This is a genomic window from Bradyrhizobium sp. HKCCYLRH2015 (assembly GCF_051168215.1).
In the GTDB taxonomy this organism is placed as follows: Bacteria; Pseudomonadota; Alphaproteobacteria; order Rhizobiales; family Xanthobacteraceae; genus Bradyrhizobium.
This window is the reverse complement of sequence record NZ_JBNPUO010000004.1, coordinates 356,210-380,077: the sequence shown is the minus strand read 5'-3', so window position 1 is coordinate 380,077 and position 23,868 is coordinate 356,210. Positions and strand designations below refer to the sequence as shown.

At 65.2% G+C, this 23,868-nt stretch carries 20 protein-coding genes; 11 read left to right on the top strand and 9 right to left on the bottom strand.

Annotated elements, in window-relative coordinates; translation table 11 throughout:
• The first annotated feature begins 30 nt into the window (after window positions 1-30).
• From ACQR1H_RS12900 to ACQR1H_RS12880, 5 genes are all read left to right on the top strand, one after another.
• On the top strand, window positions 31-2,376 hold the full coding sequence (locus ACQR1H_RS12900) for a sensor histidine kinase NtrY-like (RefSeq protein WP_315799945.1): 2,346 nt from the start codon (window positions 31-33) through the stop codon (window positions 2,374-2,376).
• 17 nt (window positions 2,377-2,393) lie between these two features.
• Window positions 2,394-3,764 carry a sigma-54-dependent transcriptional regulator gene (locus ACQR1H_RS12895; RefSeq protein ID WP_315799946.1) on the top strand — a complete coding sequence of 457 codons (1,371 nt, stop codon included), beginning with the start codon at window positions 2,394-2,396 and terminating at the stop codon, window positions 3,762-3,764.
• 270 nt (window positions 3,765-4,034) lie between these two features.
• Window positions 4,035-4,283, top strand: a complete 249-nt coding sequence (gene hfq, locus ACQR1H_RS12890) for an RNA chaperone Hfq (RefSeq protein WP_006613906.1) — start codon at window positions 4,035-4,037, stop codon at window positions 4,281-4,283.
• 27 nt (window positions 4,284-4,310) lie between these two features.
• Window positions 4,311-5,690: a GTPase HflX gene (gene hflX / locus ACQR1H_RS12885; protein ID WP_315799947.1), complete on the top strand. Its 1,380-nt coding sequence runs from the start codon at window positions 4,311-4,313 to the stop codon at window positions 5,688-5,690.
• Window positions 5,691-6,164: 474 nt separating this feature from the next.
• Window positions 6,165-7,832 (top strand): HNH endonuclease signature motif containing protein, encoded by a 1,668-nt coding sequence (locus tag ACQR1H_RS12880; protein ID WP_316178708.1) that lies wholly within the window; start codon window positions 6,165-6,167, stop codon window positions 7,830-7,832.
• Between the two features lie 176 nt (window positions 7,833-8,008).
• Here ACQR1H_RS12880 and ACQR1H_RS12875 read toward each other — a convergent pair whose 3' ends face one another.
• Genes ACQR1H_RS12875 through ACQR1H_RS12865 form a run of 3 tightly spaced genes read right to left on the bottom strand, consistent with a single transcriptional unit; the run spans window position 8,009 to window position 12,842 of the window.
• Window positions 8,009-9,742 carry a thiamine pyrophosphate-requiring protein gene (locus tag ACQR1H_RS12875; protein WP_434907698.1) on the bottom strand — a complete coding sequence of 578 codons (1,734 nt, stop codon included), beginning with the start codon at window positions 9,740-9,742 and terminating at the stop codon, window positions 8,009-8,011.
• A gap of 16 nt (window positions 9,743-9,758) precedes the next feature.
• The gene (locus tag ACQR1H_RS12870; RefSeq protein ID WP_434848636.1) at window positions 9,759-11,444 is read right to left on the bottom strand and encodes an FAD-dependent oxidoreductase; all 1,686 of its coding nucleotides are present in this window, start codon (window positions 11,442-11,444) and stop codon (window positions 9,759-9,761) included.
• A gap of 24 nt (window positions 11,445-11,468) precedes the next feature.
• Entirely contained in the window at window positions 11,469-12,842 is a 1,374-nt protein-coding gene (locus ACQR1H_RS12865) for an MFS transporter (protein ID WP_434848635.1), read from the bottom strand.
• A 124-nt stretch (window positions 12,843-12,966) separates the two neighbouring features.
• Between ACQR1H_RS12865 and ACQR1H_RS12860 the strand changes: the two genes are divergently transcribed.
• Window positions 12,967-13,869 carry a LysR family transcriptional regulator gene (locus tag ACQR1H_RS12860; protein WP_315799952.1) on the top strand — a complete coding sequence of 301 codons (903 nt, stop codon included), beginning with the start codon at window positions 12,967-12,969 and terminating at the stop codon, window positions 13,867-13,869.
• On the opposite strand, the gene mazG is transcribed toward ACQR1H_RS12860, so the two are convergent.
• Window positions 13,870-14,712 (bottom strand): nucleoside triphosphate pyrophosphohydrolase, encoded by an 843-nt coding sequence (gene mazG, locus ACQR1H_RS12855; protein WP_316178717.1) that lies wholly within the window; start codon window positions 14,710-14,712, stop codon window positions 13,870-13,872.
• 132 nt (window positions 14,713-14,844) lie between these two features.
• On the opposite strand from mazG, the gene queC reads away from it, so the two are divergent.
• Window positions 14,845-15,561, top strand: a complete 717-nt coding sequence (gene queC, locus ACQR1H_RS12850; RefSeq protein ID WP_434886125.1) for a 7-cyano-7-deazaguanine synthase QueC — start codon at window positions 14,845-14,847, stop codon at window positions 15,559-15,561.
• Window positions 15,562-15,613: 52 nt separating this feature from the next.
• On the opposite strand, the gene ACQR1H_RS12845 is transcribed toward queC, so the two are convergent.
• The 4 genes from ACQR1H_RS12845 to nthA all read right to left on the bottom strand — a co-directional run bounded on the left by ACQR1H_RS12845 (window position 15,614) and on the right by nthA (window position 18,245).
• Window positions 15,614-16,381, bottom strand: a complete 768-nt coding sequence (locus tag ACQR1H_RS12845; RefSeq protein WP_316215824.1) for a hypothetical protein — start codon at window positions 16,379-16,381, stop codon at window positions 15,614-15,616.
• Window positions 16,382-16,564: 183 nt separating this feature from the next.
• A complete protein-coding gene (locus tag ACQR1H_RS12840) occupies window positions 16,565-16,951 on the bottom strand; it encodes a nitrile hydratase accessory protein (RefSeq protein ID WP_315799956.1) in 387 nt (128 codons plus the stop codon).
• The gene (gene nthB, locus ACQR1H_RS12835; protein WP_434907626.1) at window positions 16,948-17,610 is read right to left on the bottom strand and encodes a nitrile hydratase subunit beta; all 663 of its coding nucleotides are present in this window, start codon (window positions 17,608-17,610) and stop codon (window positions 16,948-16,950) included. The genes ACQR1H_RS12840 and nthB overlap by 4 nt, the downstream gene beginning before the upstream one ends.
• Window positions 17,610-18,245: a nitrile hydratase subunit alpha gene (gene nthA / locus ACQR1H_RS12830; RefSeq protein ID WP_315799958.1), complete on the bottom strand. Its 636-nt coding sequence runs from the start codon at window positions 18,243-18,245 to the stop codon at window positions 17,610-17,612. Before nthA ends, nthB begins: the two co-directional genes overlap by 1 nt.
• Before the next feature lie 273 nt (window positions 18,246-18,518).
• On the opposite strand from nthA, the gene ACQR1H_RS12825 reads away from it, so the two are divergent.
• Together ACQR1H_RS12825 and ACQR1H_RS12820 are read left to right on the top strand one after the other, a co-directional pair.
• Window positions 18,519-19,979: a GH1 family beta-glucosidase gene (locus ACQR1H_RS12825; protein WP_434907625.1), complete on the top strand. Its 1,461-nt coding sequence runs from the start codon at window positions 18,519-18,521 to the stop codon at window positions 19,977-19,979.
• Between the two features lie 243 nt (window positions 19,980-20,222).
• The gene (locus ACQR1H_RS12820; RefSeq protein ID WP_434907624.1) at window positions 20,223-21,071 is read left to right on the top strand and encodes a hypothetical protein; all 849 of its coding nucleotides are present in this window, start codon (window positions 20,223-20,225) and stop codon (window positions 21,069-21,071) included.
• A gap of 69 nt (window positions 21,072-21,140) precedes the next feature.
• Here ACQR1H_RS12820 and ACQR1H_RS12815 read toward each other — a convergent pair whose 3' ends face one another.
• Window positions 21,141-21,962: a hypothetical protein gene (locus ACQR1H_RS12815; protein ID WP_434881536.1), complete on the bottom strand. Its 822-nt coding sequence runs from the start codon at window positions 21,960-21,962 to the stop codon at window positions 21,141-21,143.
• A 357-nt stretch (window positions 21,963-22,319) separates the two neighbouring features.
• Between ACQR1H_RS12815 and ACQR1H_RS12810 the strand changes: the two genes are divergently transcribed.
• Together ACQR1H_RS12810 and ACQR1H_RS12805 are read left to right on the top strand one after the other, a co-directional pair.
• Entirely contained in the window at window positions 22,320-23,138 is an 819-nt protein-coding gene (locus tag ACQR1H_RS12810; protein ID WP_434907623.1) for a DUF2167 domain-containing protein, read from the top strand.
• Window positions 23,135-23,860 (top strand): site-2 protease family protein, encoded by a 726-nt coding sequence (locus tag ACQR1H_RS12805; RefSeq protein WP_315799962.1) that lies wholly within the window; start codon window positions 23,135-23,137, stop codon window positions 23,858-23,860. The genes ACQR1H_RS12810 and ACQR1H_RS12805 overlap by 4 nt, the downstream gene beginning before the upstream one ends.
• The last annotated feature ends 8 nt before the right edge of the window (window positions 23,861-23,868 follow it).

Sequence of the window (23,868 nt, the reverse complement as noted above, 5' to 3'; positions counted from 1 at the left end):
GCGTTCAGCATCACCCACCACCTTGCCGGAATGACCAGCGCAGAGACCTCGGCCACCCCCTTCGATTCCTCGTCCGCCGACGGCCGGCGCTGGACCTGGCGCACCTGGCTCGCGCCGGTCGCGGTTGCGCTGGCGCTGCTGTCGGCCTTCCTCACCTTCATTGTGCTGGTCGGGCTGACCCCGGTCGAGCCGACGACGGACGTCGTCAAGACCTTCTACTTGATCGATGCCGGAACGATCCTGGTCCTGGTCGGGATCATCATCCGCGAGGTCTGGCAGGTGGTGCAGGCCCGCCGCCGCGGCCGGGCGGCGGCACGGCTGCACGTCCAGATCGTCAGCCTGTTCTCGGTGATCGCGGTCCTGCCGGCGGTGCTGGTCGCGGTGGCCGCCAACGTCACCATCGATCGCGGCCTCGACCGGCTGTTCTCCGGACCGGCCAAGGTCGCGATCCAGAACTCGCTGACCATCGCGCGCGCCTACATGCAGGAGCACGCGCAGTTCATCCGCGGCGACATCATCGGCATGGCCAATGACATCGCCCGTGCGCGGCCGCTGTTCGATCAGGATCGCGCCAGCTTCCGCGATCTGCTGACCACCAGCGCCGCCTCGCGCAATCTGCCGGGCGCGATGATCATCGACAAGAACACCAATCCGATCGTCTGGGCCGAGTCCGGCGGGGTGCAACTGGCCTATTCGCCGCCGGCACCCGACTTCCTGAACAATGTCCGGGAGGAGGAACCCGAGATCGCGGTGCTGCCGGAGTCGAACTACGTCGCTGCGGTGATCCGGCTGCGCGCGTTCAACGACACCTTCCTCTACGTCGCGCGTCCGCTCGATCCGCAGGTCGTCGAGCAGCTCAAGCAGACCGAGCTGTCGGTCGCCGAATATGCCCAGGTCGAGGCGCGGCGCTTCGGCATCCAGATCGCCTTCGCGCTGATGTTCGCGGTGATCGCGCTGACCATCCTGATGGCCTCGGTGCTGATCGGGCTGAACTTCGCCAACTGGCTGGTGGCGCCGATCCGGCAACTGATGAATGCCGCCAACACCGTGTCGACCGGTGATCTCAACGTCCAGGTCCCGGTGCATCGCTCGGAGGGCGATCTCGCCCAGCTCGGCCAGACCTTCAACAAGATGACGCAGGAGCTGCGCACGCAGCGCGACGAGCTGGTCAGCGCCAGCGATTTGATCGACAGCCGGCGCCGCTTCATCGAGGCGGTGCTGTCGTCGGCCTCCGCCGGCATCATCGGCGTCGATGCCTCGGGCAGCGTCGGCATCCTCAACCGCTCGGCCGAGAAGCTGATTGGACATGCCGAGCAGGAGGTGCTCGATCATCCGCTCTCCGACGTGCTGCCCGAGCTCGACGACATGATGAAGACCGCGCGCGAGGGCAAGCAGCGGCTGGTGCAGGGCCAGATCACGATCCAGCGCGACGGCCATGAGCGCAATCTGTCGGTGCGCGTCACCGCCGAGCAGACCAACCAGGCGCGCGACAGCTACATCATCACGCTCGACGACATTACCGAGCTGGTGTCGGCGCAGCGCACCTCGGCGTGGGGCGACGTCGCGCGCCGCATCGCACACGAGATCAAGAATCCGCTGACGCCGATTCAACTCTCGGCTGAACGCATCCGCCGCAAATTCGGCAAGGTCATCACCGAGGACAAGGCGGTATTTGAGCAATGTACCGAGACGATCGTGCGGCAGGTCGACGACATCAGGCGAATGGTCGACGAGTTCTCGCGGTTCGCGCGGATGCCGAAGCCGGTGATGGAAGGCGAGGACGTCGCCGACACCGTGCGGCAGGCCGTGTTCCTGATGAAGGTCGCGCATCCCGAGATCGACATCGAGACCGAGATCAAGCAGGACCCCTTGCGCGCGCAGTTCGATCGCCGCCTGATCTCGCAGGCGCTGACCAACATCATCAAGAACGCCACCGAGGCGATCGAGGTGGTGCCCGAGGCGGAGCTCGGCAAGGGCCGAATCGATGTCGTCGCCTCGCGCGAGGGTGAGGACGTGCTGATCGACGTCATCGACAACGGCATCGGCCTGCCGAAGGTGGCGCGGCAGCGGCTGCTCGAGCCCTACGTCACGACGCGCGCCAAGGGCACCGGCCTCGGGCTCGCGATCGTCGGCCGCGTGCTGGAAGACCATGGCGGCAAGCTCGAGCTGAAGGACGCATCCGATTTTCGTCCCGGCCAGCGTGGCGCCTGGATGCGGCTGCGCTTTGCCGTCTCCGGCCAGGCCGCCAAGACGGGCGCGAAGGAGCAGGCGGCGGCGTCTGACAATGCGCAGAAGACCGAGGCCGGCGGCGAAACCGCCGACACGGTTCAAACGACCAATGATGAACCAAAAATCCAAGCCGCAACCGGCAGCTGACGAGACAGGCGTGACCCATGGCGAGTGATATTCTGATTGTCGACGATGAAGCCGATATCCGGGAGCTGGTCGCCGGCATCCTGGACGACGAAGGCTTCACGACGCGAACCGCGCGCGACAGCGATTCGGCGCTCGCGGAGATCACGAGCCGCCGTCCCAACCTGGTGTTCCTGGACATCTGGCTGCAAGGCTCCAAGTTGGACGGTCTGCAGCTGCTCGAGCAGATCAAGAAGGACCATCCCGACCTGCCGGTGGTGATGATCTCCGGCCACGGCAACATCGAAACGGCGGTCGCCGCGATCAAGCGCGGCGCCTATGACTTCATCGAGAAGCCGTTCAAGTCCGACCGCCTGATTCTGGTCGCGACGCGTGCGTTGGAGAATTCGCGGCTCAAGCGCGAGGTGCGCGAGCTGAAGCAGCTGGCGCCGACCGCGAGCACCATGACCGGTCGCTCGCCATCGATGAACCAGCTGCGCCAGACCATCGAGCGCGCCGCCAAGGCCAACAGCCGGATCCTGATCGTCGGCCCTCCCGGCTCGGGCAAGGAGCTCGCCGCGCGGTCGCTGCACGCGCAGTCGCCGCGCTCCGAAGGCCCGTTCGTCGTCATCAACGCCGCCGCGATCACGCCGGAGCGGATGGAGGAGGAGCTGTTCGGCATCGAGCAGTCCAATGGCGAGCAGGCGCGCAAGACCGGCGCGCTCGAAGAGGCCCACGGCGGCACGCTGTTCGTCGACGAGATCGCCGACATGCCACGCGAAACGCAGAACAAGATCCTGCGCGTGCTGGTCGACCAGACGTTCCAGCGCGCCGGCGGCACCACCAAGGTGCACGTCGACGTGCGCATCATCTCCTCGACCGCTCGGAATCTCGAGGAGGAGATTGCCGCCGGCCGTTTCCGCGAGGATCTGTATCACCGTCTGTCGGTGGTGCCGATCCGGGTTCCGCCGCTGTCGGAGCGCCGCGAGGACATTCCCGAGCTGATCGACTATTTCATGGACCAGATCTCGGTCACGACCGGCCTGCCGAAGCGGCAGATCGGGCAGGACGCCATGGCCGTGCTGCAGTCGCATGTGTGGCCCGGCAACGTCCGCCAGCTCCGCAACAACGTCGAGCGCGTGATGATTCTGGCCGCCGGTGGACCGGAGGTGATCATCACCGCGGACATGCTGCCGCCGGATGTGGGATCGATGGTGCCGGCGATGCCGACCAGCAACAATGGCGAGCACATCATGGGACTGCCGTTGCGCGAGGCACGCGAGGTGTTCGAGCGGGACTATCTGATCGCCCAGATCAGCCGCTTTTCCGGCAATATCTCGCGCACCGCCGAGTTCGTGGGCATGGAGCGGTCTGCCCTGCATCGCAAGCTGAAGGCGCTCGGCGTCGGCTGAGGCCTTCGGCTCGGCCAAACTTGCCGACTGGACGAATTTACATTGGAAAATTCGGCCAGTTCCGGAATTTTACGGATGAATCCGGGTCTTTTGGAACCGGCTTCCCTGCAAGCGGCTTGCCTAATATGCTCGCCTGTCTTCTAATCCGGCATCCCGTGGTCCCTCGAGGGGGATCTCAACGGACCATGGGTCACCTCGATGAATCCGGGGCCTGCGATCGGGTCATCGAAGGTTCAATAAGAAAAAGCACAAGACTGCGAGATAACAACAATGGCGGCCGACCGCGCACAAAACCTACAAGACACCTTTCTCAACCATGTCCGCAAAACCAAGACGCCGCTCACGATCTTCCTGGTCAATGGCGTGAAACTGCAGGGGATTGTCACATGGTTCGACAATTTCTGCCTGCTGCTCCGGCGCGACGGTCACTCGCAGCTCGTCTACAAGCATGCGATCTCCACCATCATGCCGGGAGCGCCGATCCAGCTGTTCGAGGGTGGCGAGGACGCGTCTGCGTAAGTCTGACCTGACGTGAGAGTGACCTGATTGGAACCCCGCGATCGCGAAGGGACCATCGGCCTGTCGAGGCCGGATGACAACAAGGGGACCGGGCTCGTCATCGTGGTCGGCCCCTACTTGCGAGCGCGCCGCGGCGACGATGGCGCGCAAGCAGGCCAATCCGACATGCGTGATTTCGAGGCGCGGATCGACGAGGCCGCCGGCCTCGCGCGGGCCATCGAGCTGACCGTGGCCGAGGCCATTCTCGCGCCGATCGGGCAGATCCGCCCCGCGACCTATCTCGGCAAGGGCAAGGTCGAAGAGATTGCCGGCGTGATCGCCGGCCATGGCGTCGAGCTGGTGGTGATGGATTGCGCGCTCTCGCCGATCCAGCAGCGCAACCTGGAGAAGGCCTGGAACACCAAGGTGCTCGATCGCACCGGCCTGATCCTCGAGATCTTCGGCCGCCGCGCCAAGACGAAGGAGGGCGCGCTGCAGGTCGAGCTCGCGCATCTCAACTATCAGCGCAGCCGTCTGGTGCGGTCCTGGACCCATCTCGAACGCCAGCGCGGCGGCTTCGGCTTCATGGGCGGTCCCGGCGAGACCCAGATCGAGGCCGACCGCCGGTTGATCGGCGACCGCATCACGCGGCTCGAGAACGAGCTGAAGAAGGTCCAGGCGACGCGGCGGCTGCATCGCGCCGGACGCCAGCGTGTGCCGTATCGCGTCGTGGCGCTGGTCGGCTACACCAATGCCGGCAAGTCGACGCTGTTCAATCGCCTGACGCGCGCCGACGTCCAGGCCGCCGACATGCTGTTCGCGACGCTCGATCCGACCTTGCGCGCGATCACGCTGCCGCATGGCGGCAAGGCAATGCTGTCGGACACCGTGGGCTTCATCTCCAACCTGCCGACGCAGCTCGTCGCCGCCTTCCGCGCCACGCTCGAGGAGGTGCTGGAGGCCGACGTGATCCTGCACGTCCGCGACATGTCGCACGAGGATGCCGAGGCGCAGCAGCACGATGTCGAACTGGTGCTGAGCCAGCTCGGCATCGATCCCGAAGCCACCGACACCATCATCGAGGTCTGGAACAAGATCGATCGGCTCGACGCGGCTGCGCGCGAGAACCTCGCCAACATCGCCGCGCGGCGTCCGCCGGAGCGGCCTTGCCTGCTGGTCTCGGCCGAAACCGGGGAGGGCGTCGACGCGCTGCTGCAGACCATCGAGGACCGGCTCGCCGCGGCGCGCACCACGTTGGACCTCACCATCGACGCCGCCGACGGCGCCGGCATCTCCTGGCTGCACCGCAATGCCGAGGTGCTGGCCAAGGAGCTGCACGAGGGCCATTACGACATGACCGTGCGCGTCGACGCCACCAAGCGCGACATCGTGGTGGAGCGCTATCACGGCGTGCCCCGGGTTGCGTAGAATAGTAAAGGTATCCAACCACTATCGATTGCCACTCGATCGAGTGCGCAACCATCCAAATCAACTGATTTGAGCGCTTGTTCGCTATATTCTTTGAGCGTCTCCGGCGGCCGCTTAGTGGGCCACCATCAGCTTCATCGCGCAGCAAAATCAAGCAGATGCAGCCGATTCAACGGCTCTAACAGCCATCTCGGCTCACAGACGCGGATGACTTTACAGACAAAAAACTTACAACTAAAACGTGTCAATCATAATATTGATTTGTATCAATAGCGGCCGACGGCCACGCCGTTCAGAAGTGCCTTTCGTTCAAATGAGATTATTTTGTCGAGCGACATGCGGGTTGCGCGTATGGCCTCAAGAGAAAAAATCCGACAGAGTGTCCGAACCTCGATCTTTATGAGATCGATTGGTCACTGTGAGTACGGTGCTTGTGGGGAAATCGCTGCAAGATGGTCCAATGGGCACATCGAGATGATCGGCGAACTCTGCCACATCCTGCCGGTGAATGATGGCAGTCGATCCGAATTCAAAGCATCGTTTCCGCACGTCGATCTCGATTCTGAAAACAACTTGATGCTGCTTTGCCGAAAGCACCATCACCTGATCGATCAGGAAAAACCGAGCGAATACCCGCCGGCGATCCTCTTCCAGATGGTCATGAACAAAGCTCGTCACGTCGCTAGATTCGTAGATGACTTGTTTCAGAGCAGTCCATTCAGGTTCGACCACCACGAGTTGGCGCAAGATGTCAGGGTCGGTCGAATCTATGACCTGATGAATGAGGCGACCCTGAGCGGACCAAAAGAGGGGCGCAGTCTTCTCCGGGAGGCAGAGCGTGTTCTAGGCGATATTGCGCTCAACCCGTTGGTCGAAACTGCCGTGCAATGGGTGGAGTTGGCGCGACTTGAACTCAAGACGACGTCGTTGGAGAACGACTATTCTTCGTCTCGATGGGAGAAGGGTCTGCAGGCGAGCACCGCTCTGCTGAGAAAGATAGCAGACGCGCGAAAGGTGCCCGTCGCGGTTTCGCTTATGCTGCTTTTCTTAAGGGATGAGTACAGCGTATTCGATACGCAAAAGAAGCTCACATTGGCAAAGGCTCTGAACGACAAGCTCGATTCAGTTAGTGCTTCAGCTGAAGATCAGGACGCCTTGGCCTATATCTTAATAGTGAAGTCAGCCGTCGTCAGGTGGCGAGGCCGCTTGCAGCGACTTCAATCACACCAAGAGAGTTCGTTCAGCGAAGCTGAACGCTGCGCGAAACGTAGCCTGTCTCTCGTCAGATCCTCGTCGGCGTTGCTGCAGTCTTTGCTCGTGGAATACTCGAAGGCAAGATTGCTCCCGCTGAGGTCGGTTGCGGAGTATGATGAACGGATAGCCGCTATAGGCCAGAGTTTGGAGGGCCCCGAACTTCTAGAATACGGCGCGTCTGCAAAATATCGTCCAATCTTCTATCGGCAGACATTTCAATATACCAAGTCGATAGACGCATTTTGGAAGGGTATCGATTTCGGATTTCGTCCTGCGTTGAGCCGAGTGGCGTACATCATAGGCGAGGCGTCGACTGCTGCATATTCGCAAGATCGAAGCAGGGGATTGACCATTGTGAATGACGCGCTCTCGTTTCTTTCGGAGTCATTGCGTCAGGGCTTCGACCATGCCCACAATTTCAAGGCCTGGATTGCTTGCAGGTCCATCGTGGATGAAGAGTGGTTCGATGTTAACCTGTTATCTAAGTTTGAGACTGACCTCGAAGCTCCAAATCAACTCGCAAACATCTTGACTGATGCGCGACGGCGTTTTTTTGGGCAAGACGCATTCGGCCACGACGTGCTCTTCGGTGTTGATGAAGCGGAGTTCTGGACGATGCTAGGTACCTTAACTGCTCGTTGTAGATCTGATCTGGATCTCGCAATGCGGTTTTTCGAACGCGCCAATCGCTATGGAGGGCATAAGTTTCCGATACATGCTGCACGTGTGCGGGCCTGCTTGCATGTAAAGCGTCTGGAGGAAGCACGGGCGCACCTAGTTAGGGCACGGAGCGTGGCAGGCGCGCGATATGGGAGCGCGATCGCCGATCTGGAAGCGTCCCTCGCCAGATTGGAAGATTTACCGGGTCTGTCCCGAAGCTCGGCATGATTCATTTCATACCTCATGTTCAACTGGCCTTCTCCGTGTCGTTCCATAGCTGTCGACATCTTCAGGCAAGGACCACTTGCAGAGTGGCCCCGTCAGCAGGGACGAGCTCGATGTAGGCAAAGAGAACTGATCGCCGCGCCGGGGCAGACCGCGCCGTTTGGTCGCGCCCGATCGAACTAAAGCGGCGTGATGTCCACATGCAGCACCGCGGCGCGACCGCCATCGACGGCTGCGACGCAGCGCTCGATCGCCGCATCGAGGGCATCGGGATCGTCGACCCGCTCGCCATGGGCCCCAAATGCGCTGGCGATGTCGGCGAGACGGCGCTGCTCGTCCTGACGGCCGGTGCAGAGCCGGGACAGAAACGAGTCCGTCCGCTGGGCCGTGCCATCGGGATAGACGCGCTGAACCGACGCCTTCACCGCCTGCCATCCGTTGTTGTCGAGGATCACGGTCAGGATCGGGAGCTGGTATTGCTGCGCTACGGCGTAGACGGAATCCGGTGCGGCGAAATGGTAGGAGCCGTCGCCGACGATCTGCACCACGCGCGTCGAGGGATCGGCGAGCTTGAGCCCGAGCGCCATGCCGCCGCTGAAGCCGAGGCCGCCGCCAGCGAGGCCCACATAGGTCATCGGCCTGGTGCGGCGAAGCTGCTGCTGCAGGAGCGGCGCATTGCGGACCGCCTCGTTGACGACGATGTCGTCCTCCGACAGATGCGCCTGCAGCCGCGCGAACAGATAGGCCGGGTTGATCGCGCCGGTCCGGCCCTTCTGGCCCGCCGCGGCGGTGCGTTTCGCCTGTGCCGCCTCGCGGGCCGGCTGCCAGCTCGCGATCCGATCGCGCACTTTTCTCAGATACGCATCGTCGGCACGGGCGACGACGATCTCCAGGACCTGGCGGAGAATGACGGCCGAATCGCCCTGAATGCGAAGGTCGGTGGCAAATCCCCACATCGGGATGTCCGCCTTCAGGGCGTCGATGTCGATCTGGATCCAGCGCAGCCGATCGGCCGCCTTCAGCATCTGTGGAATGAAGGGCACGTCGATGTCGATGAGCAGTCCGAGGTCGGCGCCTGCGATGAGCGCGGCGGGGTCGGCGCCCGCAAAGCAGGGGGAGTCCTGGCAGATGTTCATCGTGACGGGATTGAACTCGGCGACGCGGATGCCGCACACCAGCGCCAGCCGCTCCATGACGGAAACCGCCTCGGCGCTGCGGCCGAGATAGGCGGTCAGCGCGATCGGATTGTCCGCCTTCATCAGCGCGTCCGCGATCGCCTGCGCCCGTTCCGGCTCGATGCCTCCCGCTTTGACGCTGCCATAGCGCGCGGCCGGGTAGGCCGGCATCGCCTGCTCGTCCCAGGTCTCGGCCAGGGTTTCCCGCGGCAGCATCATGTAGACCGGGCCGGGCGGATCACTATGCATGAATGCGGCGGCGCGGGCCACCGCCTCCTTGACGACGACGCCCGACGGCAGCGTGTATTCCCATTTGACATAGGGCCTGATGACGCTGCCCTGATCGAAACTCTCCTGCACGAAGTGGACGTAGGTGTCACGTCCTCCCGGCAGCTCGCCATGCAGCGCGAACGGAGCCCGCCCCGCGAACAGCAGCACCGGAAGCCGGTAGCGAAAGGCATTCTGAATGGCCATGCACGCGTTCGCCGTGCCGGCATCGACGTGGACGAACACGGCCTGTCCGCGGCCGGTCGCACTCGCATAGCCCATCGCCATGTGCACCGCGACCACCTCGTGGGGGCACAGGATCACCTCTGGGTGCCGTCGGCCTTCGCTGTCCCAGCGCGCAAGTTCCTCGATCAGCGAGACATGATCGGTGCCGAGATTGGCAAAGATGTAGTCGACGCCCATCTCGACGAGCGCCTCGAGGAAGTAGTGCGCGGTGGTGTGGCGGGTCATGGCGCGGTGGCGCGGATCAGGCGACGACGGCATTGTCACGGCGCACGGCCTCAGGCTGGGTTGTGAGGCCGCGCAGGCGGCCCAAGAGGTTGTCGGGCTCTTTCGGTGCGGCCATGCCACGCCAGGCGATGTGGGAATCCGGCCGCACCAGCAGCAGGCTTTCGGCAAAGCCATAGCCGGCCGCGGCCCGGTCGACGTCGACCACAGTTAGGGGAACGCCATGCCGAGCTGCGGCCTCGACGAGCGCCGTGACATCGACGGCCGGATCGAACCGGACCAGCGTGTAGGCCGGGCCGAGCGCATCCAGCAGCGATCGGCCATCGGCGAGCCACACATGAGGGGCGCGTGCGCCCGGCACCGTGGACGCAGTGAAATGGCCCATGCCGTAGGGCGGCGGCGTCTCGCCATCGTACGAAATGGCCGGTGACCGGTCATAGTAGTAGCCGAAGTTCAAGCCGGCGCAGCAATATTGCTGCACGTTGAGATCGTAGGCGGCCTTGCCGACCTTGCTACGCGCCGCGTCGCCGACGGGGCCCTCCATTTCGACCTCGGCAGGCACGGCGCGCCGCTGGCTCATCACGGCGAGCGCATGGTTCATCGCGAAGTGCGACACCTGCTCGGTAATCGGCTGACGCTCCGCCTCATAGGCGTCCAGCAGGGCGGGGGCAGCCCAGCCGTGCAGCACGCCGGCGAGCATCCAACACAGGTCGACCGCATCGGCGATCCCCGCATTCATGCCGTAGCCGGCATAGGGAATCCACAGATGCGCGGCATCGCCACAGATGAAGGTGCGGCGATCGCGGAAGCGGTCCGCCACCAGGCGGCGTCCGATCCAGTCCTCCTTGCTGATGATCTCATACTGGAAACGGTCGTCGACGCCGAGAATGGTGCGCAGCGCCCAGTCGCGATCGACACTGTCGAATTCGACTTCCTCGGCCGCGAGGTGGTTGTGGATCAGCCAGTTGTCGCGGCCGTCGATGGAGACGGTAGTGCCGCAGCGCCGCGGGTTGAGCGACATCGTCATCCAGGCCGGCTTCTGGGTGATCAGGTCCTTCAGCGCGGGGGCACGGATGTAGGTCGACTGCACCCGCTGTACGACATCGGTGCCGCCGAGCCGTGCGCCGATCAGCTTGCGCACCGCGGAGCGGCCGCCATCGCAGCCGATCAGATAATCGGCCGAAATTGTGATGTCCTGGCCGGTGTCGAGATCGCGCGCCCGCGCGATCACGCCGTCTTCATCCTGGTCGAACCGATCGACCTCGACGCGGTTGAGAATCGTGATGCCGCGTTGCGCCTCGGCGCAAGCGAACAGGATGGGCTCGAGATAGATCTGGTTGATGCGATGGGGCGGCTCGGGCGTCGGCCAATCGGTGTCGGGTCCACCGGTCGCCGTATAGCGATCCTGGCGGGACGGAATCGGAATGCGGGTCAGCTCGCGGCCGACGACCGCGGTGCGATAGGCGCAGTCGTTGGGAAAGTCGGCCGGCAGGCCGCCTTCGCGCACGTGTTGGACGATACCAAGGCGGCGGAACACCTCCATGGACCGCGCGGAAACGTGGTTGCACTTCACGTTGGGCGGCTCTCCGGCGCGCCTGATCTCGGCGACGACGACGTCGATGCCGCGCGAGGCAAGGTCCATGGCGGCGGTCAGCCCGACCGGGCCGGCACCCACGATGAGCACCTGGGTTTGAATCGTCTTCATGTCAGTTCTCTTTTTAATTTGAACCTAGGCACGCTCGGCTGTCGAAAGCGTGTCCCGCTGCGCGTCGCCGGCGCTCGGAAGACTGCCGCGCATGCCAAGGACGGCAAGGCCGAGGATCACCAGTGCCGAGAACAGCTGCGGCACCGCGCTCGCCTGAAACAGCGAGGACACGTCCCATTTCGCCGCGAGCATCAGCCCGCCGAGCGTGACGCCTAGGATCGAGCCGAAGCGGCCGATGCCGAGCGCCCAGCCGATGCCGGTGCCACGGATGTAGGTCGGATAGATCCGCGCCGCGTAGGCGTTGCAGCCGATCTGTCCGCCGATCACGGCGACGCCGGCGATGAAGACCGCGGGCACCAGGATCGGCAACGAGGCGCCGGCGATGCCGATGGTGACGATCGAGAGGAAGCCGGCGACGTAGGTCACGAACAGGACGCGATCGAAGCCGAACCGTTCGATCAGCAGGCCGAGCCCGACGGTGCCGAGCATGCCGCCGAGCTGAAAGGCGACGCCGACCGCGATCGCCGCCTGGACGTCGAGGCCGACACCATGCGTCAGCGTCGGCAGCCAGCTGTTGAGGAAATAGATGTCCATCATGTTCATGAAGAACATCACCCACAGCAGCAGGGTCGGGAGCAGGCGCCGCTTGGTGAACAACTGCGGCAGCAGGAAGCCCTTGCCGCTCTCCTCGACGATGGTGAACCGCGCATCGGCCGGAAGCTGGGCCGTGGGATCGATGCGCGCCAGCAACGTGCGCACGCGTTCGCTCCTGCGCGGATCGAGCGCCATCAGCGAGAGCGATTCCGGCAGCCAGACGATCAGGACCGGACAGAGGATGAGCGGCAGAGCGCCGCCAATGAGAAAGATGATCTGCCAGCCATAGGCGGTGATGAGCTTGGCCGCGACCGCTCCGCCGATCGCCGACCCCAGCGACACGGTCATGAACATCAGCATGATCAGCAAGGTTCGGCGACGCTGCGGGGAATATTCGCCGGTCAGCGCGATGGTGTTGGGCAGGACGCCGCCGAGCCCGATTCCGGTCGCGAAGCGGAGGACGACGAGGTCGGATATGCTGGTGGCCTGCGTCGTCGCCAGCGAGCCGAGCGCGAATACGAGAACGCCGGCCACCACCAGCCATTTGCGTCCGAGATAGTCGGCCAGCGCGCCGAACACCAGCGAGCCGATCATCACGCCGAACAGGGACGCACCGAACACGGGCCCCAACGCGCCCGGCGCCAGATGCAAATCCTTGCTGAGGGCAGGGGCGACGAAGCCGAGCGCCTGGGCATCGAAGCCGTCGAGCCCGACGACCAGCGCGCACAGGCAGATCACCCGGATCTGGAATCCCGACAGCGGCCGCTCGTCGACGTAGCGCGTGAGATTGATCGCCTGCGTCAAATGTCCCTCCCCATGTGCTTGTTGTTGCCGGGCCGCTTCGCCGCTCCGGCTGTTTGCAAATATGTTGCATGATCAAACTCTTTCGATTAGCCACAAAATTCTCATTCATTCATGAGGAAAGCTAATGCCCCCGACCCTGCGGCAACTGGAGGCCCTGGTCTTGGTGTATCGGCTCGGCAGCATCACCAGGGCGGCCGCCGAGCTGCGCGTCACGCAGTCGGCGATCAGCCTCTTGATCCGGCAGATCGAGGAGAACTTTCAGCTCAAGCTGTTCGAGCGCACGACGCGGGCGCTGCATCCGACGGCGGCCTGCCGCGAGGCGATCACCGCCGCCGAGCGCATCCTGGCGGGAGCGCAGGGGCTGTCGCAGCGGATGCGCGACCTTGCCGAGATCAAGGCCGGCCGGATTTCCATCGCGGTCTCAGCGGGCGTGGCGTCGGCGCTGCTGCCACGCGTGTTCGCGACCTTCCGGTCGCGCCATCCCGAGGTGAGGATCGACCTGCGTGATGTCGCGCCTGACGAGCTGCTCGCGATCGTGATGGCCGGGCAGGCGGAGTTCGGCCTCGGCAGCGTCGAGGACGAGGGCGTGCCGGAGGTCCGGATCGACACACTGATGCAGAGTCCGCTGTCGGCCATCGGCATCAAGGACGGCCGGTTCGAGAAGCACCGCCGCCTGACGTGGGACGGCATCATGAGCTCCGAGCTGATCACGATGCGTCACGGCACGCGGATCCGCAGTCAGATCGACGAGGCGCTGGCGCAGACGGGGCGGGCGCTGAAGCCGGCCTGGGAGGTGTCGCTGATCACCACCGCGCTGGCGCTCACGGCGGAGGGCGCAGGCCTGAGCATCCTGCCCGCGCACATGCTGCCGAAGGCACAATTTCCGACGCTCGTTGCCATCCCCCTGTCGCAGCCGACGATCCATCGGCACGTCTCGCTCTTGAGCCGCGCCGATTTCGGATTGTCGCCCGCCGCGCAGCGCTTCGTCGAGATCGCGAAGGCCGTGCTGTCGCGCAAGGGCGGCTGATCACGGCTTCGGAGACGGGGGACGCTCCTTCTCCAGTCGCTTCGCCTCGTTCCACAATTCGTCCATCTCGTCGAGCGAGGCTTCTTCGAGGCTGCGGCCCTTGGCCGTCAGCGCCTGTTCGATGTGCGCGAAGCGGCGCTCGAACTTGGCGTTGGTGCCGCGCAACGCGGTCTCCGGATCGACATCGGCATGGCGGGCGAGATTGACCAGCGCGAACAGGAGATCGCCGGTCTCTTCGGTCAGCTCGGTCGCATCTCTGTTGTCGAGGGCGGCCTCGATCTCGTCGGCCTCCTCGCGGATCTTCTGCAACACGGCACGCGGATCGTTCCAGTCGAAGCCGACGGTCGCGGCCTTGCGCTGCAGCTCCATCGCGCGCACCAGCGCCGGCTGTCCGGCCTTGATCCCTGCCAGCAGCGAGGACTTGCTCGTCCGCTCCTCGGGCGGGCGGCGCGCGGCGCGCTCGGCCTTCTCCTCGGCCTTGATGCGGTCCCAGGTGCCCTTGGTGGGCTGGGTGACGTTGCCGTCCTTGTCCGGGAACACATGCGGATGGCGGCGGATCATCTTCTTCGTGATGCCCTCGACGACGTCGCCGAACGCGAACGCGCCTTGCTCCTCGGCGATGCGGGCGTGATAGACCACCTGCAGCAGGAGATCGCCGAGCTCCTCGCGCAGATCGTCGATGTCGTCGCGCGTGATCGCGTCGGCCACCTCATAGGCTTCCTCGATGGTGTAGGGCGCGATCGTCTGGAAGGTCTGCTCGACGTCCCACGGACAGCCGGTGACCGGCGTGCGCAGCGCCGCCATGATCTCGATCAGGCGGGAGATGTCGCGGGAAGGGATCATGGGCAGGTCCTGACAGCATCGTTCGATCCTGTCCTGTATGCCCCAAGCGGCGCGCGGCTCCCAGCAAAAAGGCCATGACGCGGGATCGCTCCGCAGGTTGGCCCGACCCGTCGATGATGCTAAGCGGGAGCCATGAATGAGCAGGACACGACGGCCCTGGTGCTGTTCTCGGGCGGGCAGGATTCCACGACGTGCCTGGCCTGGGCGCTCGACCGCTTCGCGCGCGTTGAGACGATCGGATTCGCCTACGGCCAGCGCCATGCGATCGAGCTCGCCTGTCGCGACCGGCTGGTCGAGGGCATCGCGCGCCTGCGTCCCGACTGGGCGGCCAAGCTCGGCGACAGCCACACGCTGGACATTCCGACGCTGGCTGCGATCTCGGAGACGGCGCTGACGCGCGACGTCGCGATCGAGATGGGCGCCGACGGCCTGCCCAACACCTTCGTGCCGGGCCGCAACCTGGTGTTCCTGACCTTCGCGGCGGCGCTCGCCTATCGCCGCGGCATCCGCCACATCGTCGGCGGCATGTGCGAGACGGACTATTCGGGCTATCCGGACTGCCGCGACGAAACCATCAAGGCGCTGCAGAACGCGCTGAGCCTGGGCATGGCGCGCGCGTTCGAGCTGCACACGCCGCTGATGTGGCTGTCGAAGGCCGCGACCTGGCAGCTGGCGCACGATCTCGGCGGCACCGGCCTCGTCGACCTGATCCGCGACCAGTCGCACACCTGCTATCTCGGCGAGCGCGGGGCGCGGCACGATTGGGGCCATGGCTGCGGGCAGTGTCCCGCCTGCGAGCTGCGCGCCAAGGGATGGCGCGAGTACATCGCGGCGGGCGGGCCATCCTGAATCGGAAGCGGGGCCCTCGAGCCCCGCGGAGAGTTCCGCGACAGACGAGCGCTCAGGCGGCTTCGGTGTCCGACGGCTCGCGCTGGCTGACGATGACGAGATCGGCATCGGCGACGTCGTGGCCGTCATCGGCCTGGTTGGCGGCAGCGGAGGCCGCCTGCGCAACGAGACGCGCAGTGATCTCGTCCTTGGCGTCCTTGCCGCTCTTCTCCCAGGCGGGTGCGTTCAGCACCACGATGTCGTCGTCCTCCGCGGCATCATCCTGATCGGCGGGCACGATCGATGGCGACTTCGCCGGAGTATCGACGACACGCAGGGTCGGGGCCCCGGCTTCGACCGGCTCGTCCTCGGCTGAAGCCGTTTCGTCTTCGGCCATTTCGGGCTGGGCCGGCTCGACGGGCGTGGCCTCTTCGGCGGAGGCGTCGGTTTCGGCGCTCGCCATTGCCTCAGCAGCTTCGGCGGGCTGCTCGGCGGCCGCGGCGGGGCTCTCTGCGGCAGGCGCCTCATCAGCCGGCGCGAGGCCGAGATGCTGCGAGATCTCCTTGATCACGCGGTCGATCGCCACCAGCACGCGATATTCCGGGATCGAGGCCATGTGCTGCTCGAACCGGTTGCGCGCATATTGCAGCGAGTCGATCACGTCGGTGGCGATGGAGGAGCCCGACGCCTCGGTGCCGTGCAGGGCGCCCGCGGCCTTCTCGGTCGAGCTTTCGATCAGCAGGAAGGCCTCGTATTGCGGAATCGATTTGAGCTTCTCGTGATAGTCCTGGCGCACGCCGGCGAGCGTGTCGACGATGGTGGCGAACTCTGGCGCGGGCATTTCGACGTCCCCCTCAACTTCAGCAAAGAAGATGCGGGACGCTACGGACGCACTGATGAATGTTCAATTTCGAACGAATACGGCTGTTCGCGGCATGAATAGCCGGCCGTTAAGACCGGCCCACCAAAAGCAGGATCGCCCGCTCACCGGGCATTAAGCATTCTTACGACGCGCACGAAGGGCTCAACCGACGAAATCCTCGGGCTTGAGCTCGATCGGCCTGCCATGCGGGGTGCGATCGGCAGCGTGATCCCAGGCATCGCGGTAACGCGTCAGCGCGTCCGCGGAGGTGACGCCCTTCTCGGCGACGAGCCGCTCGAGCGTCGCCAGCCAGTGCCGGTAATAGGTATCGCCGCAATCGGGATCACCAGACGCTTGCGCGCGCGAAATCTCCTCGGCGAGCGCAGCCGCCCATTCGGGCCAGGTGAAGAGGCCGCGGGCGTGCAGCGTGACGGCCATCGCGAAGGCGTGCGCTTCCCACGGCTCGCGAAACACGGGCCCACTGTCATCGACGGGAATGCCGGGCAGGGCGCGCGTCGCCGCGACCGCCGCCTCACGGTCCGGTGTCATCGGGCTGGCTCCAGATAGGGCTCGAAGGCGTCGACCGTCACCTCCAGCAGCGGATCGGGCGCGTCGGCCCACAGCTCGGCGCCGCTGAACGACACCGTGTAGAGCCATTGCGGGTCTTCGCCGCCGCCATGGGCGTTGCTGTCGGGAAACACGTGCACGCCCCGGATCGCCTCGATGCGGCCGAGATGGCCGCGCACATAGCGCGGCAGCCGCGTATGCGTCGCCGGATGGATGTCCTTGGCGCGCACGCGGTCGCCGACGGCGAACCGCGCCGGCTTGGTTTCCGTGCGTTCGGTCGGACCGCCGCGACGCAGGGTCGCCGCGACGGCATCTGCAGTGAGGATCCTGGCGACGGGCCTGGCCGGATGCAGCGCCTCGCCGGCGGCGATCTCATCGGCGTCGACCAGATGCCGCTCCTGCATCAGCCGTTCGATGCCCGCGAGCCAGATCTGGTAGTAGCTCATGCCGAGGTAATCGTCCGGCGGACGGTTCTCGCGCGCGAAGCGCGACATGTCGATGTTCCAGCCGCCGGGCGTCGCCATTGCCAGCGTCATGGCGAACGCACGACGCTCCCATTCGGCGTGAAACACCGGCTCGTTCGGCTCGGGGCGGACCGGACCGAAGCCGGCGACGCCGCCCATGTCATGCGCGCCATCCATCAGCTACCGACCTCATGCGGTTGCTTCGGCAGCCCGGTGCCGATCATGCTGTCGCGCGTGACGAGTTCGGCGAGCTGCTCCGCGCTCCAGCCGTCGGTCCCCGCGGGACGCATCGGCAACACGAAATAGCGGACCTCGGCGGTCGAATCCCACACCCGGATCTTCGTCGTCGGCGGCAGCTCGAAGCCGAAATCCTTCAGGACGCCGCGCGGATCCTTCACCGCCTTGGCGCGATAGGGCGCCGATTTGTACCAGACCGGCGGCAGGCCGAGCACGGGCCACGGGTAGCAGGAGCACAGCGTGCACACGACCATGTTGTGCAGATCCGGCGTGTTCTCGACCGCCACGATGTGCTCGCCCTGGCGGCCGGCATAGCCGAGCTCACCGATCGCCGGCGTGGCCTCGGCAAGAAGGCGCGCCCGATAGGCGGGATCGGTCCAGGCCCGCGCCACGACCTGGGCGCCGTTGCGGGGACCGACCTTGCTCTCATAGGTCTCGATGAGCACGTCGAGCGCAGCAGGATCGATATACCCCTTCTCGGTCAGGATGCTTTCGAGCGCGCGAACGCGCAGATCGGTCTCGGACAGGTCCGAGTGATCGTGCGGATGGTCGTGATGGTGATCGTGATCCGTCATGACTCAACCATAGGCGTAATCGGGCACCGCTGTCGAGCCGAGGTGGCTCCCTCGGTGCGTGCCGCCGTGTTCAACGGCCGCCGCAGCCGTGCGGCGGTCAGAATGCCGAGCGTTGCGTCCTCGGCCGTTGACGCGACGGCGCGGGACGCAGATGTGATCGGGGTCGCTCCATTGCCGCCATCCCGGGCTGTTCAAATCGGGGCCCAGATATGGTTCGTAGGGCCTACGTTGTCCCGATCGGGCGCGAAAGCGACAGAGGTTTGAGGTTCATCAATGCCGAACGACGTCTCCCGCCGTGATCTTGCAAAGCTGGCCGGGCTGGCGGCCCTTGGGGCGGCCAATGGCCCGGCGCAGGCGGAGGAGAGCGCGGTGAAGGAGGATACCGGGCGGCGGTTTCCCGCCGATTTCGTGTGGGGGACGGCGACGTCGTCGTATCAGATCGAGGGCGGGGCCACGGCCGATGGCCGCGGACCGTCGATCTGGGATGTGTTCACGCATCTGCAGGGCAACATCGAGGACGGCAGCACCGGCGACGTCGCCTGTGATCACTACAACCGCTACAAGGGCGACGTGCGGCTGATCAAGGAGCTCGGCTGCCGGGCCTATCGGTTCTCGATCGCCTGGCCCCGGCTGTTTCCCGACGGCGGGCTGACGCCCAATCTGAAGGGCCTCGACTTCTACAACCGCCTCGTCGACGAGCTCCTGGCCAACGGCATCACGCCGTACGCAACGCTGTATCATTGGGATCTGCCGCAGGCGCTGCAGGACCGGGTCGGCGGCTGGCTGTCGGCCGACACGGCCAGGGCCTTTGCGCATTATGCGGGCTACGTCGCGCAGCATCTCGGCGACCGTGTGAAGACCATCTTCACGATCAACGAATGCGGCCGCTTCATCCCGTTCGGCTATGGCCTCGGCGTCGACGCGCCCGGGCTGAAGCTGCCGCAGCAGCAGGTCAACCAGGCGCGCCATCACGTGGCTCTGGCGCACGGTCTCGCCGTCCAGGCCATCCGCGCCGGCGGGCAAACCGGCATGCGCGTCGGCATGGCCGAGAACATCACGGCCTGCCTGCCGGCGATCGACACGCCGGAGAACATCCGCGCCGCCGAGATCGCGACGCGCGAATTGAATGCGGGCTTCCTCAACGTCATCCTCGAGGGGCGCTACACGGACGGTTTCCTGGCGTGGTCCGGCAAGGATGCGCCGAAATTCACCGCCGACGAACTGAAGATCATTTCAGCGCCGGTCGATTTCGTCGGCCTCAACATCTACGCGCCGCAAGCCTATGTCGTCGCGTCGGACCGCGCGGCCGGCTTCGACGTGCTGCCGATGCCGTCCTCGTTCCCGCATATGAGCTCCCCCTGGCTGCAGGTCGGTCCGGAGACGGCCTATTGGGTGCCGAAGCTCGCCGCCAAGATCTGGAATCTCCAGACCATCTACATCACCGAGAACGGCACCTCATCGGACGACAAGCTGACCGCCGACGGCAAGGTCCACGACCTCGACCGCGTGATGTATCTGCGCAATTATCTCGCCCAGCTCCAACGCGCAACGTCCGAGGGCGTGCCCGTGAAGGGCTACTTCCTGTGGAGCCTGCTGGACAATTTCGAGTGGGTGTTCGGCTACAAGCAGCGTTTCGGCATCTATTACGTCGACTTCGACACCCAGGTGCGCACGCCCAAGCTCAGCGCGTCGTACTACCATCACGTGATCAGCCGCAACGCCGTGAGCGCGTGAAGCGCCGCGACGTCACCCGGGGGTCCAGCCGGACCCAGTCCACGCCATTCAGGCGGCCAATGTGCCCTCGGCACCCGACGCATTGAGTGTCGGCGCGCCGGACTTCACGCCGCGATTGCAAATCCATGATGCGGAAAGCACACCTTGTGCGACTCTTTTGCGCGCACGCAGTTTTCGTGGCGAAAGCTGGCTGCAGATGACTTAAACCGGCAATCTGCCGGCCCCTCAAGCGAGTTTTCCAGCATGCAAGTTTCCGTTGTCTGTCCGCCAGCCGTCCGCGCGGGCGTTCTGTTGTGCGTCCTCGGAGTGATCGCTGGCTCCAGCGCCTGGGCCCAGGGAGCCGCGAACGATGCGGCCAAGCCCGCCACGGAGCAGTCTGCCGCGCCGACGGCCGACAAGCCCGCAGAGCAGCCCTCGGACGCCGCCGGCAAGCCGGCGGCTGCGGCCGAGCCTGAGAAGACGGCCGAGAAGCCCGCCGAGCCGGCCGCTGTGGACACCAAGCCCGTTCAGTCCACTGACAGCGCCAGCCCGCAGCCGGCGGACAAAGTATCGACCGAAAAAACCGCGACGGATGTTGCGGCCGAGAGCAAGCCGGCCGAGGCCAAATCCGAGACCAAGGTCGAACCGAACTCCGCCACCGACGTCGGCCAGAAGCCGGCCGTGACCGAGTCGAAACCGGCAGAGCCCGCTCCGGCCGTTCAGCCCGCCGCCGTCGCCAAGGACGCGCCCGTACCGGAGAAGCTCGAAGGGAAGGCCGAGGCGAAGCCTGCGGTAGCGCCGGCCGAGCCCAAGACATCCGAGCCGCCGGCCGCGGCGCCTTCAGCGGCGGTACCGCAGACGGCGGCCGTGAAGCAGGATACCGCAGCCCCGTCGGCCAAACCCGAACGGCACGGCAAAGCGAACGCGCATGCTCATCACACCGAGGACGACGCCAAGCCGGCCAAGCGCAAGCTCCGCGCCCGCAGCAAGCCCGAGAGCGAAGCGAAGCGGGAAGCGAAGAGGGGTGGTGTCAGTTGCAAGAGCTTCCGCACCTACGATGCGGAGAAGGGCACCTATCGCGGCTACGACGGGCGCGTTCACACCTGCTCGTAAGGACCGGTCGGCAAATGGGCGCATCGGCAGCGGAAAGGCCGCTACCGATGGCCGCTGCCGATCACACCATCAACGCGGCATCGGCGGCTGAATGCCCGAGGTGTTGCGGGTAAAGAGTGTCCCGAACGTCGAACCCTGCGGCTGCGCCGGCTGCGGCCGGGCCATTCCCGTCGTGGTCCGCTGCTGCGGCGTGACGATGATCTGCTGGGGCGGGCCTGGGGGGACCGTGCCGCGTGCCTGCACCGCCTGGTTTGACATTCGTGACACCAGTCGCATCAGCTGATCCTGGCCGGCCTGTAGCTGCTCGATGGCGCGGGTGTGATCGCGGCTGGCCTGATCCTGTGTGGACTTGATCTGTTCGATGCCCTGCTGCAGATCGGCGATGTCGCGCGCCATCCTCTGCATCAATGTCGCGGGCTCGCGGGAGCCGGTGGTGTCTTCCGCTCCCCTCAGCGAGGCATTCGACATCATGGCATCCTCGCTGCCCTGCTGAGCCGTCGCCTCGTCCTGCGTCGCTTCGCTGGCGCCCGGCATCCAGCGGTCCATCAGTGACGTGCCGACGTCGCGCTGCGACCAGGCGACCGAGCCGCCGACCAGCACGACCAGCAGCGCGAGACCCACGGCGTTGCGCCCGCGCAGCCTGCCGAGGGGGGCCTTCACCCGCGCCCAGCGGCTGGCCCCGGCGTTTGCCGCCCCGCTCGTGCTCGCTGCCGCCGCGGCATCCGCCGCCATGCCGGGTTTCTCGATCGCCGCAAGCCGCGTATCGATCCGGGTCAGCACCTCGCGCAGGACCCGCCGGTACAGTTGATCGTAGCCTGCCTTCTCGGGCTTCTCAGGGGCGAGGCCGATCTCGCTCTGATCAATCTGTTGCACGTTCTGTGTGGACTGCATTGCTGATCCCCAAACCCTTGGCCCGCCGCCGACGCCGATGTTCTCTTTGAATTTTCAAACGTGACTCGACCCGCCGCTTTGGCCGAAAGCAAGACAGCGTCGTGACGAGGAGGGGGCCTTTTCGGACCATCTCTCCCTCGCTGCAGCGCCAGTCGATCGCTTCGAGAGGCCTCAATCGGCCTTTGGTTGCGCGCTGCCGAGCCTTCGAGGTACTATCCGACCGATGTTTTTGGGGGATTGGGGCCGGTGCAAAGCTTGATTGTCATTGCGCGCGCAGTGTTGTGCGCAGCGTTCGTCGTTCTGTCTGCTCACGCGCAGGCCGTGCCCTTGGATGAGGCCACGCGCAAGGCTGAACTGATGGCCGCCTGGCAGGCAGCGAGCCAAGCGGGCACCGACGGACCAAGCGACATCGTGCTGATCGACCAGGGCACGCTGAAGCTTCCGGCCGACTACTTCTACGTCCCGAAGAACGAAGGCCTGCGGGTCCTTCGCGCGCTCGGCAACGTCGTCAACGACGCGACCTTCGTCGGGCTGGTCGTCGGCAGGCGCCAGTACGACGACTGGATGGTGGTCATCAAGCACATCAAGGAAGGCTACATCAAAGACGACGACGCCAAGAGCTGGAACGCGGACGATCTCCTGAGCAACCTCCGCGCCGGCGCCGAAGAGGCGAACAAGGACCGTGCGGCGCGCGGATTTCCGGAAATGGCCGTGGTCGGCTGGGTCGAGCCGCCGGCCTACGATGCCACGACGCATCGTCTCGTCTGGTCGCTGCTCGCCAAGGAGAAGGGTCAGCCCGACGACGCGCCGAAGAACGTCAACTACAACACCTACGCGCTCGGGCGTGACGGCTATTTCAGCCTGAACCTGCTGTCCGGCTCGGAGCGGATCGCGGGCGACAAGGCTGTCGCGCACGAGCTGCTGTCCGATCTCTCCTACAATGCCGGCAAGCGCTATGAGGATTTCAGCGCCGGCACGGATCGGATCGCCGAATATGGCTTGCTGGCGCTGGTCGGCGGCGTTGCCGCGAAGAAGCTCGGGCTGCTGGCGCTGGCCGGTGCGTTCGTCCTGAAGTTCGCCAAGATCATCATCTTCGCCGTCGTCGGCGCCGGGGCCGCGGTCATGAACTTCCTGCGCCGCAAGCCGCGCGGCGACAACGCGGGCGGGCCCGCGTGAAGGCACTCCTGCTGATCCTGTTCTCCGGCCTGAAATGGGGGAAGCTCGCCATGAGCGGCGGCACGATGCTGCTGTCGCTGGTCGTGTATGCGGGCATCTGGGGCTGGCGCTACGCGGCGGGTTTCATCGCGCTGCTGTTTGCTCATGAGATGGGGCACTACGTCGCCGCGCGCCAGCGCGGTCTCGACGTCGGCGCTCCCGCCTTCATCCCGTTCGTCGGCGCCTGGATCGCGCTCAAGGAGCAGCCGGTCGACGTCGAGACGGAGGCCTATGTGGCACTCGCCGGTCCGCTGGTCGGGACCGCCGCGGCGCTCGCGGTCTATTTGTTGGCAAGATCGGAAGACAGCAATCTGCTGCTCGCGATCGCCTATTCCGGCCTGTTCCTGAACCTGTTCAACCTGCTACCGATCTCGCCGCTGGACGGCGGCCGCATCACCAGCGTGCTGAGCCCGCGCATCTGGCTGCTCGGCGTTCCCTTGCTGCTGGCTTTGATGCTCTATCGGCCGAGCCCGATGCTGTTCATCATCGCCATCCTCGCAGCCCCGCAACTGATGAAGGCCTGGCGCTACGATCCCGGCGCGCCCGAGAACGTTGCTTATTATGGCACGACGCTGCAGACGAAGCTCGAATATGCCGGGACTTATCTCGCGCTCGCGGCGCTGCTCGCCGTCATGACCTACGACGTGCACGAGATGCTTGGACACTTGCGCCAGTTTGGCTGAGTTGAGGT

Coding starts and splice junctions, on each gene's coding strand:
- ACQR1H_RS12900 (WP_315799945.1), top strand. CDS start 31: ATGACCAGCGCAGAGACCTCGGCCACCCCCTTCGATTCCTCGTCCGCC.
- ACQR1H_RS12895 (WP_315799946.1), top strand. CDS start 2,394: ATGGCGAGTGATATTCTGATTGTCGACGATGAAGCCGATATCCGGGAG.
- hfq (WP_006613906.1), top strand. CDS start 4,035: ATGGCGGCCGACCGCGCACAAAACCTACAAGACACCTTTCTCAACCAT.
- ACQR1H_RS12880 (WP_316178708.1), top strand. CDS start 6,165: ATGATCGGCGAACTCTGCCACATCCTGCCGGTGAATGATGGCAGTCGA.
- ACQR1H_RS12875 (WP_434907698.1), bottom strand. CDS start 9,742: ATGACCCGCCACACCACCGCGCACTACTTCCTCGAGGCGCTCGTCGAG.
- ACQR1H_RS12870 (WP_434848636.1), bottom strand. CDS start 11,444: ATGAAGACGATTCAAACCCAGGTGCTCATCGTGGGTGCCGGCCCGGTC.
- ACQR1H_RS12860 (WP_315799952.1), top strand. CDS start 12,967: ATGCCCCCGACCCTGCGGCAACTGGAGGCCCTGGTCTTGGTGTATCGG.
- mazG (WP_316178717.1), bottom strand. CDS start 14,712: ATGATCCCTTCCCGCGACATCTCCCGCCTGATCGAGATCATGGCGGCG.
- queC (WP_434886125.1), top strand. CDS start 14,845: ATGAATGAGCAGGACACGACGGCCCTGGTGCTGTTCTCGGGCGGGCAG.
- ACQR1H_RS12845 (WP_316215824.1), bottom strand. CDS start 16,381: ATGCCCGCGCCAGAGTTCGCCACCATCGTCGACACGCTCGCCGGCGTG.
- ACQR1H_RS12840 (WP_315799956.1), bottom strand. CDS start 16,951: ATGACACCGGACCGTGAGGCGGCGGTCGCGGCGACGCGCGCCCTGCCC.
- nthB (WP_434907626.1), bottom strand. CDS start 17,610: ATGGATGGCGCGCATGACATGGGCGGCGTCGCCGGCTTCGGTCCGGTC.
- nthA (WP_315799958.1), bottom strand. CDS start 18,245: ATGACGGATCACGATCACCATCACGACCATCCGCACGATCACTCGGAC.
- ACQR1H_RS12825 (WP_434907625.1), top strand. CDS start 18,519: ATGCCGAACGACGTCTCCCGCCGTGATCTTGCAAAGCTGGCCGGGCTG.
- ACQR1H_RS12820 (WP_434907624.1), top strand. CDS start 20,223: ATGCAAGTTTCCGTTGTCTGTCCGCCAGCCGTCCGCGCGGGCGTTCTG.
- ACQR1H_RS12815 (WP_434881536.1), bottom strand. CDS start 21,962: ATGCAGTCCACACAGAACGTGCAACAGATTGATCAGAGCGAGATCGGC.
- ACQR1H_RS12810 (WP_434907623.1), top strand. CDS start 22,320: ATGGCCGCCTGGCAGGCAGCGAGCCAAGCGGGCACCGACGGACCAAGC.